12 protein-coding genes are annotated in these 14,378 nt (G+C 57.4%); 5 read left to right on the forward strand and 7 right to left on the reverse strand.

Features of this window, described 5'->3' with window-relative positions; genetic code table 11:
* Positions 1-9 precede the first annotated feature (9 nt).
* Positions 10-1,122 carry a DUF2066 domain-containing protein gene (locus K5845_RS06665; RefSeq protein WP_052744068.1) on the reverse strand — a complete coding sequence of 371 codons (1,113 nt, stop codon included), beginning with the start codon at positions 1,120-1,122 and terminating at the stop codon, positions 10-12.
* Positions 1,123-1,371: 249 nt separating this feature from the next.
* On the opposite strand from K5845_RS06665, the gene purM reads away from it, so the two are divergent.
* The 3 genes from purM to K5845_RS06680 all read left to right on the forward strand — a co-directional run bounded on the left by purM (position 1,372) and on the right by K5845_RS06680 (position 4,945).
* Positions 1,372-2,490, forward strand: coding sequence for a phosphoribosylformylglycinamidine cyclo-ligase (gene purM / locus K5845_RS06670; protein ID WP_046479518.1), 1,119 nt, complete (start codon positions 1,372-1,374; stop codon positions 2,488-2,490).
* Positions 2,487-3,164 (forward strand): phosphoribosylglycinamide formyltransferase, encoded by a 678-nt coding sequence (gene purN / locus K5845_RS06675; protein ID WP_046479517.1) that lies wholly within the window; start codon positions 2,487-2,489, stop codon positions 3,162-3,164. Before purM ends, purN begins: the two co-directional genes overlap by 4 nt.
* A gap of 425 nt (positions 3,165-3,589) precedes the next feature.
* Positions 3,590-4,945 (forward strand): cytochrome P450, encoded by a 1,356-nt coding sequence (locus K5845_RS06680; protein WP_090228073.1) that lies wholly within the window; start codon positions 3,590-3,592, stop codon positions 4,943-4,945.
* A 62-nt stretch (positions 4,946-5,007) separates the two neighbouring features.
* Here K5845_RS06680 and K5845_RS06685 read toward each other — a convergent pair whose 3' ends face one another.
* Positions 5,008-5,526: a dihydrofolate reductase family protein gene (locus K5845_RS06685; protein ID WP_090228076.1), complete on the reverse strand. Its 519-nt coding sequence runs from the start codon at positions 5,524-5,526 to the stop codon at positions 5,008-5,010.
* A 51-nt stretch (positions 5,527-5,577) separates the two neighbouring features.
* Positions 5,578-6,000 (reverse strand): nucleoside-diphosphate kinase, encoded by a 423-nt coding sequence (gene ndk, locus K5845_RS06690; protein ID WP_046479514.1) that lies wholly within the window; start codon positions 5,998-6,000, stop codon positions 5,578-5,580.
* A 345-nt stretch (positions 6,001-6,345) separates the two neighbouring features.
* Here ndk and K5845_RS06695 point away from each other — a divergent pair, with 345 nt between their 5' ends.
* Together K5845_RS06695 and K5845_RS06700 are read left to right on the forward strand one after the other, a co-directional pair.
* The gene (locus K5845_RS06695) at positions 6,346-7,803 is read left to right on the forward strand and encodes a DUF4339 domain-containing protein (protein ID WP_046500987.1); all 1,458 of its coding nucleotides are present in this window, start codon (positions 6,346-6,348) and stop codon (positions 7,801-7,803) included.
* An 85-nt stretch (positions 7,804-7,888) separates the two neighbouring features.
* On the forward strand, positions 7,889-9,796 hold the full coding sequence (locus K5845_RS06700) for an ABC-F family ATP-binding cassette domain-containing protein (protein ID WP_287958677.1): 1,908 nt from the start codon (positions 7,889-7,891) through the stop codon (positions 9,794-9,796).
* Between the two features lie 366 nt (positions 9,797-10,162).
* Here the strand turns inward: K5845_RS06700 and K5845_RS06705 are convergent, their stop codons facing one another.
* From K5845_RS06705 to K5845_RS06720, 4 genes are all read right to left on the reverse strand, one after another.
* Complete coding sequence (locus K5845_RS06705; RefSeq protein ID WP_052744067.1) at positions 10,163-10,579, reverse strand: gamma-glutamylcyclotransferase family protein; 417 nt, start codon at positions 10,577-10,579, stop codon at positions 10,163-10,165.
* Between the two features lie 240 nt (positions 10,580-10,819).
* Positions 10,820-13,030 (reverse strand): glycine--tRNA ligase subunit beta, encoded by a 2,211-nt coding sequence (gene glyS / locus K5845_RS06710; RefSeq protein ID WP_287958678.1) that lies wholly within the window; start codon positions 13,028-13,030, stop codon positions 10,820-10,822.
* A gap of 6 nt (positions 13,031-13,036) precedes the next feature.
* On the reverse strand, positions 13,037-13,306 hold the full coding sequence (locus K5845_RS06715; RefSeq protein ID WP_046479508.1) for a hypothetical protein: 270 nt from the start codon (positions 13,304-13,306) through the stop codon (positions 13,037-13,039).
* Positions 13,303-14,265: a glycine--tRNA ligase subunit alpha gene (locus tag K5845_RS06720; protein ID WP_287958679.1), complete on the reverse strand. Its 963-nt coding sequence runs from the start codon at positions 14,263-14,265 to the stop codon at positions 13,303-13,305. The genes K5845_RS06715 and K5845_RS06720 overlap by 4 nt, the downstream gene beginning before the upstream one ends.
* Positions 14,266-14,378 lie beyond the last annotated feature (113 nt).

Raw genomic sequence — 14,378 nt, forward strand, 5'->3', positions numbered from 1 at the left:
GCGTGGAAATCAGTAGCTCTTACGCATAACCCACTGTCCACCGTTGTTGGTGAGCGAAATACCCTCACGCGCCAGAGCGTTGGCAAGTTGTTGTCCGCCCCCCGGAAAACGCAGCACAACTTCAGCCCCACGCGCCGAAACCGACCCAACCTGAAAATCCTGCACGCCAGGCCGCCCCGAGATGTTTTGTTGTAGGCGATACCATTCAGCAGCGCTGTTGAAAAGCACCTGAATATGTATCTGCGCCGCAGGACTGGCCATTACATCAAGCCCGCCCATATCGCGTGCCTTTATCGCCTTCCAGCGCCCTTCAAGCACGCCGAGAGATACCACAGCCGCGTACTCCATAGCATACGCCACATCGCCGTCACTGATCCGATAGCTGTGCTTCCATGAGATCGGACCGGCCGCGTCGCGGCCGCTCAACGTCACATGAAGCCGCGCCGCAGCCTGATCGACTTCCGCTTCAGCCACAACAACGCGATCACCGCCATAAGCAGACCCGAGATGACGCATGGCCTCGCCCGCACCATCATTCTTGAGCTGTTGCAGCGTGTTGGTCGGCAGACTGTCGTTCCAGCCCGTCACCCGCAAAGGCGAAACGGTATTGACGATATCTAGCCCAGACCAAACGCTGGCCCAGTTGTTTGCCCCTTGAGCCGGGACACCACCTTGCGAAGGGATAACGATCGGCACCAGCGTAAGAGAAGGCGCCTGTTCATCAACGAATGGAATGCCCTCACGCTGAAGCAGGTCGCGAACGGCGTTGGCAGAAAAGGAAAAATCCAAGGATGCGTAATACTGCGTCGATGAGTTCTGCTCCGAGCGTACCGACATCCCCGAAATGTACTTTGACGACTGCACCGCCTTGACGCGATCCAGCCCAGCATAGGCCGTCACCGGGACAATTCGCTTCAACAACGACTTGAAAGCCGCCGTCTGACCATCCTCGATAGCCAGGCGTTTGGCGGTCACCGCATCCTTGGCCTGCCCCTGCACTGGATAATTCGCAACAGTAAAGACAGGCGATTCGGCCGCCAGAACCCGGTTTACCGGCACGAAAACGACGGCAAGAAGCAGCAAGCTCCGCAGGATTGTGTTCAACTGCCCGCAGTATTTCACGTCGCCTTCTCCCCTCTGCCACGCCTCGAAGCGCCCCAATCGTGCACCCGAATTCTAACTCGACGATTGACGGATCGCGTCGATTAAGCTTCATGCCGTCCAACGTCCGCAAATCGGTCCCGGCCAGCTATATCGCCGGACTTGGGGCCAAATTGGGTGAGCCATCGAACTCCGATAAGCTTAACCCGTCTCCGCAGTCCCGCTGCTATAACAGAACCTGCGCACTTCACGCGAGGTCCCCCTGACGCGATGACAGATAACACCGAACGACCCATCACCTATCGCGACGCTGGCGTCGATATCGATGCGGGAAACCAGCTCGTTTCCGCGATCAAACCTTTGGTACGCGCCACCCAGCGCGCAGGTGCTGACGGTGACGTCGGCGGCTTTGGCGGCCTCTTCGACCTCCAGCGCGCCGGCTATAGCGATCCGATCCTGGTCGCAGGAACAGATGGCGTAGGCACCAAGCTCAAGATCGCCATTGAAACCGGTCGCCATCATACGATTGGCATAGATCTAGTCGCGATGTGCGTAAACGACCTGATCGTTCAGGGCGCGGAACCCCTGTTCTTCCTCGATTATCTGGCAACCGGCCATCTAGATGTGGAAACCGCACGCGACGTCGTTGGAGGCATTGCCTCGGGATGTCGTGAGGCTGGATGTGCGCTCATCGGCGGTGAAACCGCTGAAATGCCAGGCATGTACCAGGGCTCCGATTACGACTTAGCGGGGTTTGCTGTCGGAGCAGTCGAACGCCGCGATCTTTTGCCTCGCCGGGACATCGCCATTGGTGATGTGCTCATTGGCTTGGCCTCTTCCGGGGTACATTCCAATGGATACTCCCTCGTGCGCCGGCTCGTAGACGAAGCACAATTGAAATGGTCGGCTCCCGCTCCTTGGCAACCCAACACGTCCGTCGCCGAAGCGCTGTTGACACCCACACGCATCTACGTGAAGCCCATCCTCAGCGCGCTACGCGAAACCGGCGGCATCGACGGACCAATCAAGGCAATCTCGCATATCACTGGCGGCGGTCTTACAGAGAACGTGCCACGGGTTCTCTCACCTAGCATCGGAGCACGGATCGATCTGTCCAGCTGGAACGCACCGGCTGTCTTTGGATGGCTCGCGCGCACAGGTCGGCTCGATGAAACCGAATTACTACGTACCTTCAACTGCGGGATCGGCCTCGTAATCGTCGCTGACCCGGCCGGTGCGCCCGCTGTGCTGGAAGTGCTCGCGCAAGCTGGTGAAACAGCGAGTATCGTCGGGGAAATATCAGAACCGACCGGGCAGCGCACGCAGGCCAAGGGCCACGGCGAGACAGAAGCCGTAACGTATATCGGTCGTTTGGAATTCGCATCATGAGCTCGACCGAAGCGGGCTCCAAACCCGTCAAAAAGCGCGTAGGCGTGCTAATCTCCGGCCGCGGCTCCAACATGATGTCCCTGGTCGAAGCCACAAAGGCACCCGACTATCCTGCTGAGATTGTCGTTGTTGTCTCAAATCGTCCGGAGGCTCCGGGGCTTGCCTGGGCAAAGGACCGCGGCATTCCAACAATCGCGCTGGATCACCGCACGTTTCGGTCCCGTGAAGAGTTCGATGATCAGCTCCACCGGCTATTACTCGCCGCCCGGGTTGAGATCGTTGCCTGTGCCGGCTTCATGCGCTTGATGACCCCAGAACTTGTTGCGAACTGGCACAATCGGATGATCAACATTCATCCCTCTTTACTACCTTGTTTCAAAGGCTTGCATACGCACGAACGCGCGCTCGCAGCAGGGGTGAGAATATCGGGCTGTACCGTCCACGCAGTTCGACATGAAATGGACACGGGCCCGATTCTTGGCCAAGCAGCGGTTTGTGTAGCTGCAAATGACACCGCAGAATCTCTCGCTGCGCGGGTGCTGGCGGCGGAGCACAAGCTCTATCCCCAAATACTGCGGCTATTTGCTTCAGATCAAATCCTGTTGGATGAGAATGCCGTAATCACGAAACATTCATTTCCAGAGTCTCCGGCAATATTTTCCCCGAATATTTAACCGTACATTCAACATCTTAACGACTTTACTTAATCTATTGCGCCAAAATGTAGCGGATGCCAGGAGACTAATAGACTCTGTCAACCCTCAGGTGATAGAGCCTGTCTGTTTCGCACGATTGAAATGCGGATCATTGGGGGCCTTTCGCATCACGTTCCACCGTTTTCCAATTTGGAAACGTCGAAAAACCATGCCTGCCGTTCGATGATTTCGCTAACTGTGCCGCGCGTAACACACTTTTTTTGCGGACTTGGCATTAGATTCCATCTTGGTCCACGACCGCTCGTTAACGACGCCATTAGTTACTTTGTGCGAAGTAACACCGCGCGTTTCACATGGCCCCGCCAGCATCTCAAGTTGGCCCGGCCATTGCAGTGCCGATAACTCGTATGCAAGACCGCGCCTGCCCGTTAGGAGAATGAACCATGAGTATGATCGAAAGCCCTTCCAGCCAGTTTGGCGAGGAGAGCATATGGTTCAAACTGTCGCCACTTCTCAAAGATCCCACCAATCCGATGGGCATGCTCATGCAAATGTCGGAGCGCTATGGACCGGTCATTCCGGTCAACATGGCCCGCCAGCGGGTCGTGTTTATTAGCGAGCCGGAATACTTCAAGCATGTGCTCGTCACCAAGACCGACAATTACGTGAAGTATTTCGACGGTCTGATTCCGATCTTCGGTAAATCGATGATCACTTTGGATGGCGCTCTTTGGCAGAAGATCCGCATGCCCCAACAGGCGGCGTTTCATCCCGATATGTTTGCGGAATACATCCCGTATTTCAATCAGGCAATCCAGGCAAAGCTACAAAGATGGGCTGATCTCGCTAAGTCCGGTGAAGAAATCGAGATGGTCGAACAAACCTGGACCCTTGCAGCCGACATGATCTGCAAGGCACTATTCGACCGCGATATGCCGTTCAATCCGCATTTCATTTTCAAATGCGTAAAAACCTATACCGACGTCAGCAGCCACAAAGAAATTCGCGTTAAGAAACAGCATGGCGAACTCTTTGAAGTTGCGGGTGCCGACACTGCGAAAGCGGTCGAGAGCTGGTGGAGCGTTCCGCCGGCCGTTATGGGCGCCGATCCGCGTGAAGAACGCGAGCAGACGCTCCTGAAAATGATCGAAGCTGCCGCAGCTGACCCCGAGATGCCAGAGTTCGATCATCAGCAAGCCATCGACGAACTCAAGCAATACCTATGGGCCGGCACCGAAACCACAGCTCTGGCCCTGGCGTGGGCGCTCTATCTCGTATCAAAACATCCTGAAGCTGCCGAACGCATCCGCCGCGAAGGCGAAATGGTTTGCGGCGACCGCGAACCAACGGCGCACGATTACTCCGCACTCGTCTATACGCGCGCAGTCATCCAGGAAACGATGCGTATGTACCCGCCGGTCTGGAGTCTCATCCGCACCGCGGCAGGCCCGGACGAGATCGACGGCAAGAAAATCGAAGCTGGTGACCGCATCGTGCTGTTTAGCTACGGAGCACACCACAACCCGCGCTTCTGGGACGCCCCTGAGGAATTCCGCCCCGAACGCTGGATGGGTGACGCGGCTAAAAAACGCGTCAAATACTCCTACATCCCATTCGGAGCCGGGAAACGCTCGTGCATCGGCGGCGCCATGAGCCAGGTTGAAAACACCCTGGCACTCTCTGTTCTGCTGCGTCGCTTCCGTCCTGAGTACGTCGGTCCCGAACCGGCACCGCTCAACGCGACGGTGACCCTGACGCCGAAAGGCGGACTCAAATTCCGCATTCGTGAACTAAGCTAAAAAGCACCAAACTTTTTACGAGGGGCGACCGATATTTCGGTCGCCCTTTATTTTTCACGAGGTCAACGCTTTGTCACGTAGCGTAATTTCACAACCCCATTCTCAAACGTCTGAATACCGTCGAAATAGAGATCGGCACGCCGCTCAAGCGACATGAGCATCGTCAAGCCTGCACCAAGCAGGACCGGTGCTACGCAGATTTCCACCAAATCCACAAGGTCGGCCTCAAGAGCGGACTGCATGGTCAAAGCTCCGCCAACCACCCAGATGTCTTGCGTCGTGACACAACGCGCAGCCTCAACCGCCGCCCCAATGCCAGTCTTCACCACCATTGTATTCTCGGGCAAACTGGAAATCTGCGAAGAGCTCAGGACGTAGGCGCGCTTGCCCGCATACGGCCAACCATTGAATGCCTGCATAATTTGATAGGTACGCCGTCCTAAAATAACGGCACCGACTTCTCCCATGAAGCCGGTGCCGAAAATAGAACCTTGGTAAGGCAGCAACCAATCGGTATCGCCTGTGTTATCGGCGATAAATCCGTCCAGACTCGTTGCTGCGTACAGCCTTACCTTCGCCATCGAGACTCCGCGCCGTTAGCACTGCCCCGCAGCAGGCGCCGGACCCCTGAATTATCCGACAATCTCGCTATCACTGAAGTTGAGAGCGATTTCGCGTTGTGCCGATGTCGGACTATCTGACCCATGCACTGAATTCTCACCCTTGGAAAGAGCAAAAAGCTTCCGGATCGTACCTTCGGCAGCTTCAGCTGGGTCCGTGGCGCCCATAACCTCGCGATACTTCGCGATCGCATTTTCGCCCTCGAGCACTTGGCACACGATTGGTGCCGACGTCATAAAGTCACAGAGTTCACCGTAAAATGGGCGCTGAGCGTGCTCCTCGTAGAACTTCTCAGCTTGCTCGCGGCTCCAGAGAACCCGCTTTTGCGCGACGATACGCAGGCCAGCTTTCTCAATAACGGCGTTGACAGCCCCGGTGATATTCCGGTTCGTCGCATCCGGCTTGATAATGGAAAAGGTCCGCTCGATGGTCATCTCGGGCTCTCTCGTTTCTGTTTGTTGAAGGCTCGGCGCGGTTTATAGCTGTGCCCTGGTTTGATCACAAGGCTCGATAGAAGGCACCGAGTGGATCGAGGCAATATGTTTGGACTTGCGATCGCAACCTAAGCGCGATGGCCATGTAAAAGCCCGGTTTTTAATGTGATGAAGCAGAAGGGGCGCTCAAATTCATGCCATTCGCGCCTGAAATGGGTGAATGGCATTCAGGCCTGATCGTTGACGCGGCGCGCCGATCGGAGGAAAACGAAGCGGCACACCAGTGGTCCCAATATTCATGAAGCGATATCGCTTAAAATACGCCGGCTCGGCTGTGAGAAACGGATGACCGAAACACCCACGGCAACTCAGTGGTACATCGCCCGCGACGGTGCGCAGCATGGCCCCTTGTCCGATGCTGAAATCCGCATGTTCGTGCAATCGGGACATATGCGCCCGACAGACCTCGTCTGGCGCCCCGGCTTTGCCGAGTGGCAACCGGCACAGAGCGTATTTCCGCCACCGGCCCCCACACCACCAGCGGCACCATCAGAACAAGCCCCGCAAAGTCCTTCTGCCCACCAGGCACCAGGACCGCGGCCTCATCATAGCGAGCCATCACAGCCAAGACCCGAACAACGGTCTCCACAAGCTCCTTCCAGTCCGGCAGCAGCACGGCCCGCCGCAGGCAATCCAGCCAGCAATCCGCCAGGACACGCAGGAGCTGGAGGTCATCCAGGTCATCGCCCCACCACCACGGGTGCACCCAACAGAGCATCTCAGGACCCTTATTCTGCAAGACAAGCGGGACCTCATCCGGCAAGCACACATGTCGCGCCGACAGAAAACGAAGAAGAATATCTTGAAGACGAAGCGCCACCGCCGCGCCGCCGCTCACGCGGCGCGATCGCCCTCGTCGCAATTCTGGTGCTGATCGGCGCAGGCGGCTGGCTCGCTGCGACGAACCAGGACACCATCCTCGCGATGGCAAATATGACAACGAACGGCGACAACGGCCCACCGGTCGTGAAAGCTGAGGGCGAAACCAAAACGGCCGCGCTCGATAACAGCCAGTCAGCAGCCAATTCGCCCGCGCCTCAACCTACTCCGGCGACACCTCCGAGCCAGTCCACGCAAAAGCCGACTGTAACGCCGCAGATGATCGACGAGAACTTCCAGCGCTCACAGCTCTGGCAGCAGCTTAAGGCCGACTTCCCGGAGTGGTACCAGACGAATATCGAAGAGGCAGCACGGATCGTCTCGGCAGGCACAGAAGCCGACATGTCGAAGCACTTGATCGTTCAGCTTGTCGAACTGCGCCGCAAGAACGCTGAGCATGCCCTCGCGGCCGACACATCGAAACTCATCAACGTCGCACAATCCTTTCTCGCGAATTTGAAGAGTTTGGCCAGCCATTCCGCCGCCACCTGCTATTCGTTTATTGGCCAGGGGGAATCGAGTCCTGCAGTAATCGAACTCTTCCCACAACGCGGTTATGGCGAAGCGATCGAAGCTCAAATTGCAGCGATTTTTGAAGCCGTCTCCGATGGCCGCAAGTCGCCGGTGTCACGCGTACGAGCGACAAAATCCGATTATGATGTTCTCGCTGCCGAGCTAACCAAGCTGGGATGGTCAAAAGCTGATCTGCGCGTGTTTGCTGATCCAAAAGCACTGGCTCAGACTGAGCACGAGAAGGTCTGCAAGATGGTCCAGGATTGGTTCTCCGCACACCTCGCAATCTCCGATGCCGCAGTTCAGGAGCGCTTGCTGTTTGAGACCTTGCGCCCCATCGTGGCAGGCTAAAAACGGCGCGGTTTCCATGCATCTCCAGCTAAGGGCAACCATCCCGATTTCGCGTCGGACGAATATGCTCTATTGCATGTAGACCATGCTTCATATCAACGATTTGACATATCGGATCGAGGGCAAACCCATCCTCGAAGGCGCGACGGTTGCGATCCCCACTGGCCACAAGTGCGGGCTCGTGGGCCGCAATGGCGCTGGCAAGACAACGCTCCTCAAACTGATCACCGGAGAACTGAGCCCAGACGACGGCACCATCAACGCGCCACGCCACGCCCGTATCGGCCACATTGCTCAGGAAGCCCCCGGCGGCGATTTCAGTCTGATTGATTGGGTGTTAACTGCCGATACAGAACGCTCAAGCTTGCTGGCAGAGGCCGAAGTTTCTCAGGACCCGGCACGTATCGCGGCGATCCACGAACGGCTGGTGGACATCGACGCGCACTCAGCACCAGCACGTGCCGCACAAATCCTGTCCGGCCTCGGCTTCGACGAAGACGCGCAGCGGCGTGCGTGCAAAGAATATTCCGGTGGTTGGCGCATGCGGATAGCGCTCGCTGCCGTGCTGTTTCTGGAACCCGAAATTCTTCTGCTGGACGAGCCGACGAACTATCTCGACCTCGAAGGCACGCTTTGGCTTGAGAACTACCTGCGGACCTACCCGCACACCGTTCTTATTGTCAGCCACGATCGCGACCTTCTCAACCAGGCCGTCGGCGCCATCCTGCATCTCGATCGCGGTAAGATCACCATGTACGCCGGCGGCTACGATGACTTCGAGGAAGCTCGGCGCGAACAGCAACGCCTGCAGTTGAAACTGCGAAAGAAGCAGGACGAACAGCGTCGGCACATCCAGGCTTTCATTGATCGCTTCCGCGCCAAAGCGACCAAGGCGCGTCAGGCTCAAAGCCGCATGAAAGCCCTCGCGAAGATGCAGCCTATCGCAGCCGCGACGGAAGACCGGGTCGTACCCTTCGCACTGCCGGCTCCGGAGAAGATGATCGCAAGTCCACTGCTACGTCTGGAGGGAGCCTCCGTCGGTTACGCACCGGACCAACCCATCCTGACAAAACTCAATCTGCGCATCGACAATGACGATCGCATCGCCCTGCTCGGCCAGAACGGCAACGGGAAATCGACATTTGCGAAACTGATCGCCGGGAAGCTCGCGCCTCTATCAGGCGAAGTTTTCGGCGCGGCCAAAGTTTCAGTCGGGTACTTCGCGCAACATCAACTCGACGAACTCGATCCCGCGTGGACGCCCTACCACTACATCGCGGACTTGATGCCGGAGGCCACTGAGGCCGCAAAACGCGCGCGCCTGGGAACCTGGGGCTTCGGCGCGGACAAGGCCGACACCGCTTGCGACGATCTTTCCGGCGGCGAAAAAGCCCGGTTGCTTCTCGCCCTGACAGCGTTTCACCGTCCCAATCTGCTGATCCTCGACGAGCCCACCAACCACCTCGACGTGGATTCCCGCGAGGCCCTGATCCATGCGCTGAGTGACTATGAGGGGGCAGTCATTCTCATCAGTCACGACCGTCACCTCGTCGAAGCGACGGCCGACCGGCTTTGGATCGTCGCCGGCGGCACCGTCAAAAGTTACGACGGTGACATGACGAGCTACCGAACGGACTTGCTCGCAGAGCGAGCAACGCGCGCCCCCGCTGCAAAATCAGGTGACAGTGGAAACGACAAGACCGACCGTGCCACAGAACGTCGGTTGGCAGCCGACCGGCGCGCCGAATTGGCGCCGCTGAAGAAGGCAGTCCGCAACGCCGAACAGAAACTCGAAAAGCTCAACGCCGAGATTGTCAAACTTGATACAATCCTGGCCGACGAAACCCTCTACACGACCGATCCGGCCCGCGCACAGAGCACGGCTCAACAGCGCGGACGTTTAGCCAAGGAGTTACAACAGGCTGAGGAAACTTGGCTTGAAGCAAGCGAGGCTTACGAAAACGCCGAAGCACTTCAGAAGCAAGCTAGCTGACGTGCGGAGCATGATGTTTATCATTTAAAAACAACGGATAAGATCTGGGATACTTCATACCTCCGCAGAGCGGTTTAAGACGCTTTACACACAGCTATCACCAACGTTTTCCCCAGACGCTTTTCGAATCTAAAGAACTAATCAGTTTTGCCATCCGTGAGATAGTCACCCCACTCCTTTTCCGATATGACGGATTTGCGACGAGGAAGCCCTGACCGCGTATAGCGGGGTACGTGCCGAATTTGTTTAGAGGGCAAAAGCGGGTTCGTCAGGGCTCCCCGCCGCGGCCTTCTCTCCATCACTCTTCATCAGAATTGAGTTGCAGTCCGGCTCATGATCGAGCCCGACCCAACTGTAGTGGCGGGCCTATTGCCACCGACCATTGGAGAGAACTTTCAATCCATCAGGCGCGCGACGCAGCGTGTAGATCCAGCAACCTCTGCGCGTACCATTGGCCAGAGTCGCGCACGTCAGGATGCGTCGATAGAGATCCGAAGGACTGCCACCAGGAGTGACGTCCTCATACGGATCGAGCCACCTGAACACAGCATCGGGATCAGCAAGGCGCATGACTTCGCCGTGCACCACAACGCCGCGATTTTCATCCGCGAGCACCGCACCGGGATAGCCGCCAAGATCATAAAGTTGACCGGTTACCCAAGCTGCGCCCAACGTCGTCGCTCCACACGCGAGACGTTGCCGCTCCCGCGCACCGAGGGCGCCACTAGCAGCGCGCATAAGCGTGCCATAGACGAACAAGTGATATCGGTCGTCCTCGCTCATGCCGGGACAGTCTCCAGTCCCACGCTGATCGAATTGCGAGCATCGCTCACCGCTAGCTCCTCACATGGCGGGGAATTTTGGCTCCCATCCCCAAGCCTGTCATCCCGGCAATAAATGCCGGGATCCAGCTGTCCACCGGGAGACCTCTGCGGCATGCGCAGAACCTTCGCAATAAAGACCCAGCCAAACCTTGGGCACGAGTATGACATGACGGCTCAGCGCACAGCGAGAGTGCCGTCTCTACCCCGCAATCCTCGAGAAGTCCGCAACCGTCAACGTCGCGGCCCGGATCTCCGAGAGCAGTTTCAACCGGTTCTCGCGCAAGGCCGCATCCTCGGCATTGACGATCACTTTATCGAAGAAATGATCGACAGGCGCTCGTAGCTCCGCGAGCGCGCGCATGGCACCTTCAAAATTCTCGACATTGATGGCCGCCTGCGTATCGAACTTTACCTTGGCGATGGCAGCCGCAAGTTCGCGCTCAGCGGGCTCAACAAGCAGCGGGCCCTTCGGCTCGCCCGAATAGCTCGCCTTGTCCTTCTTCTCTTCGATGGCCAGAATGTTGTTGGCACGTTTAACGCCTGCCAGAAGGTTCGCGCCGTCATCCGTTTCGAGGAAGGTCGACAATGCCTCGACGCGTTTCACGATCAGCGCCAGATCATCCTGTCCCGGCAGCGCAAAAACGGCATCGATCAAATCATAGCGCTGCCCCTGATCACGCAGATAGACTTTGAGGCGGTCGGCGAAGAAATCGAGGAGGTCGTCGGCAATCTGGACTGAACGCGCAAACTTCTCCGTCCACCCGGAACCAAACGCACTCTTGAAGAGCTGATTCTCAACCTGCATTTCGAATAGTTCTGTTTCGCGAAGCTCTGGCGGTAAGTCATAGAGTGCCTTCAAAACAGCATCGCTCTCCGAACCTGCGATTTGTTCGCCCATGAGCATCGCGTGATCTCGCAGGCGTTTGAAAAGCCCCAACCGCAGATCGTTCTCCAACACGATCCGAATAACACCTAGCGCCGCACGGCGAAGCTGATAGGGATCACCCGAACCCGTCGGCTTTTCGTCAATCGCCCAGAAGCCCACAAGCGTATCGAGCTTGTCCGCCAGCGCCACCGCAACCGACACCGGTGCCGACGGCACGCTGTCACCAGCACCTTTCGGCTTGTAGTGCTCTTCAATCGCCGAAGCGATCTTGGAATCGATGTGTTCGGCTTCCGCATAATAGCGGCCCATCAAGCCTTGCAGCTCGGGAAACTCTCCGACCATGCCGGAAACGAGATCGGCCTTGCACAACTGCGCAGCGCGGCGTGCCAATTCAGGCTCAGCATCCGCCGCTCCCGCGATCTGATCGGCGAATTCCGCAATCCGCTCCGTGCGATCCCATTGCGTGCCAAGCTTCTCGTGGAAGGTGATGGCCTTAAGCTCAAGCCGCATATCTTCCAACGGATGCTTCTTGTCCTGCTCCCAGAAGAACTTTGCATCCGAGAGCCGCGCGCGCATGACCTTCTCGTTACCCGCAATGATCGCAGAACCTCCGTCCTTCGCGATCAGGTTGGAAACAAGAACAAAACGGTTCGCCAACTTGCTCGTCTCAACGTCGCGCAGAGAGAAGCACTTCTGATGCGTCTTCATCGACGTCATCAGGCACTCCGCTGGCACCTCAAGAAATTCTTCGTCGAACGTGCCCATGAGCACGACAGGCCATTCACAAAGCCCGGCGTTTTCGTTGAGCAGCGCGTCATCTTCAACCAGCTCAAGACCGGCGTCCGTCGCAAGTGCCCGCGCATCCTCCGCGATCATCGCTGCGCGTTCAGACGTCGGCAGAAGCACCTTTTTTTGTTTCAGCTTTTTGCCGTAGTCGGCAAAATCCGAAACAGCGAAGGCATTGCCTCCGTGGAAGCGATGGCCGCGTGTCGTATCTCCCGCGGCGATGCCGGCGATCTCAAAACCCACGACCTTGCCATCGAGCAGGCAAAGAACCGATTGCAGCGGCCGGATCCATTGAAAGTCACCGCTCCCCCAGCGCATCGATTTCGGCCACGGAAAGCGGCCGGCAACTGCCGGCACAACCTCACTGATAAGATCGACGGCGGAACGGCCCGGCTTATCTATTTTGGCGAGATAGTAGTCACCCTTCTTCTCATCACTGACGATTTCCGCAGCCTCGATTGAATCCAATCCAGCCGCCTTCAAGAACCCTTGGATCGCTTTATCCGGTGCCCCAACGCGCGGGCCTTTCCGCTCCTCGGAAATCGCAGGTGACGCCTCCGGCACATCCTCGATGACGAGGCTCAAGCGACGCGGCGTCGCAAACGCCTGCGCCGCCCCGCACGTAAGACCGTGCGCACCGAGGCCTTCGACCACCAGCCGCTTCAAATCGTCAGCGGCCCGCTGTTGCAAGCGGGCCGGAATTTCTTCCGAAAAGAGTTCGAGTAGGAGCTGTGCCATACGCCCTCAGTAGCCGCTAGGTGCAGGAGCGTTGCTCGGCTGAGGTTGACCCACCTCACCTGGCTTCGGCACGCCATCACCAAGCGGATAGATCTTGTCCACCTCAACCAACACGGCGTTGCCAAGTTCAACGTCGGCACCCGTGTAGTGCAGATAACCGATACCAACCGCGATCAGCACCGTGAGAAACCAGAACACCGGCCGTTTTAGGATTAGTGCCGCAATGAGCAGCACCGGCACCACGATGATCGCAATTCCGATCCAATGGCTCATCATAGTCCACCACCTTCTGTTTTCAGCCATGCTCCGCAGCAGGCTTTTGTGAGTTCACGTACCCTGAGGATATAACTCTGCCGCTCCGTCACGGATATGACGCCGCGTGCATCCAGCAGATTGAAGATGTGGGACGCTTTGATGGCCTGATCGTACGCAGGCAACACCATGACGTGCCGATCACCGTCGGCTCCCGCCTCGAGCAACTTCTGACAATGCATTTCGGCATCTTTGAAATGACGCAGAAGCATTTCGGTGTCCGCGTACTCGAAGTTGAAACGTGAATATTCCTGTTCAGCCTGCAGGAAAATATCGCCGTAGGTCAGCTTTCGCTCATCATCCCGCCCGTTGAAGTTGAGATCATAGACGCGGTCGACGCCCTGAACGTACATGGCCAGTCGTTCGAGCCCGTATGTGATCTCACCCGCAACCGGACGGCAATCAAAGCCACCAACCTGCTGGAAGTAAGTGAACTGCGAAACTTCCATTCCGTTGCACCAAACTTCCCAGCCGAGCCCCCACGCCCCCAGCGTCGGGCTCTCCCAATCGTCCTCAACGAAACGTATGTCATTGATCGTCGTATCAATTCCGATCGCATCCAGACTTTCCAGGTAGAGGTCCTGAAAATTAGCCGGCGACGGCTTCATGATGACCTGGAACTGATAGTAATGCTGAAGGCGGTTTGGGTTTTCACCATACCGGCCATCCTTCGGCCGTCGCGACGGCTGCACATAAGCCGCGTTCCACGGCCGCGGTCCAAGAGAACGCAGTGTCGTCGCGGGATGAAACGTCCCGGCGCCGACCTCCATGTCGTATGGCTGCAGGATGACACAGCCTTGGCGCCCCCAGAACTGCTGCAGCGTTAGGATGAGATCCTGAAAGGATTGGGCAGGCCGCAGCGCCGCGTCGGCGTCCGATCCATGCGCAGTCTTTGCCGATTTTGTGGCGGCAGAACTTACCATAGGGATTTTGCGTTTCTCATAAGGCTCAATGGAGCGGCGAATATACGCGCTTCGACGACCTTGTCACCATGCTCACCAAGCCGCCCCAAATCGCGGCAAAATAATGCGCGCCT

Source organism: Filomicrobium sp. (genome assembly GCF_025698805.1).
In the GTDB taxonomy this organism is placed as follows: domain Bacteria; phylum Pseudomonadota; class Alphaproteobacteria; order Rhizobiales; family Hyphomicrobiaceae; genus Filomicrobium; species Filomicrobium insigne.

Bases quoted from the DNA above. Each gene is read 5' to 3' on its own strand.
- purM (WP_046479518.1), top strand. From the start codon at position 1,372: ATGACAGATAACACCGAACGACCCATCACCTATCGCGACGCTGGCGTC.
- purN (WP_046479517.1), top strand. From the start codon at position 2,487: ATGAGCTCGACCGAAGCGGGCTCCAAACCCGTCAAAAAGCGCGTAGGC.
- K5845_RS06680 (WP_090228073.1), top strand. From the start codon at position 3,590: ATGAGTATGATCGAAAGCCCTTCCAGCCAGTTTGGCGAGGAGAGCATA.
- K5845_RS06685 (WP_090228076.1), bottom strand. From the start codon at position 5,526: ATGGCGAAGGTAAGGCTGTACGCAGCAACGAGTCTGGACGGATTTATC.
- ndk (WP_046479514.1), bottom strand. From the start codon at position 6,000: ATGACCATCGAGCGGACCTTTTCCATTATCAAGCCGGATGCGACGAAC.
- K5845_RS06695 (WP_046500987.1), top strand. From the start codon at position 6,346: ATGACCGAAACACCCACGGCAACTCAGTGGTACATCGCCCGCGACGGT.
- K5845_RS06700 (WP_287958677.1), top strand. From the start codon at position 7,889: ATGCTTCATATCAACGATTTGACATATCGGATCGAGGGCAAACCCATC.
- K5845_RS06705 (WP_052744067.1), bottom strand. From the start codon at position 10,579: ATGAGCGAGGACGACCGATATCACTTGTTCGTCTATGGCACGCTTATG.
- glyS (WP_287958678.1), bottom strand. From the start codon at position 13,030: ATGGCACAGCTCCTACTCGAACTCTTTTCGGAAGAAATTCCGGCCCGC.
- K5845_RS06715 (WP_046479508.1), bottom strand. From the start codon at position 13,306: ATGATGAGCCATTGGATCGGAATTGCGATCATCGTGGTGCCGGTGCTG.
- K5845_RS06720 (WP_287958679.1), bottom strand. From the start codon at position 14,265: ATGGTAAGTTCTGCCGCCACAAAATCGGCAAAGACTGCGCATGGATCG.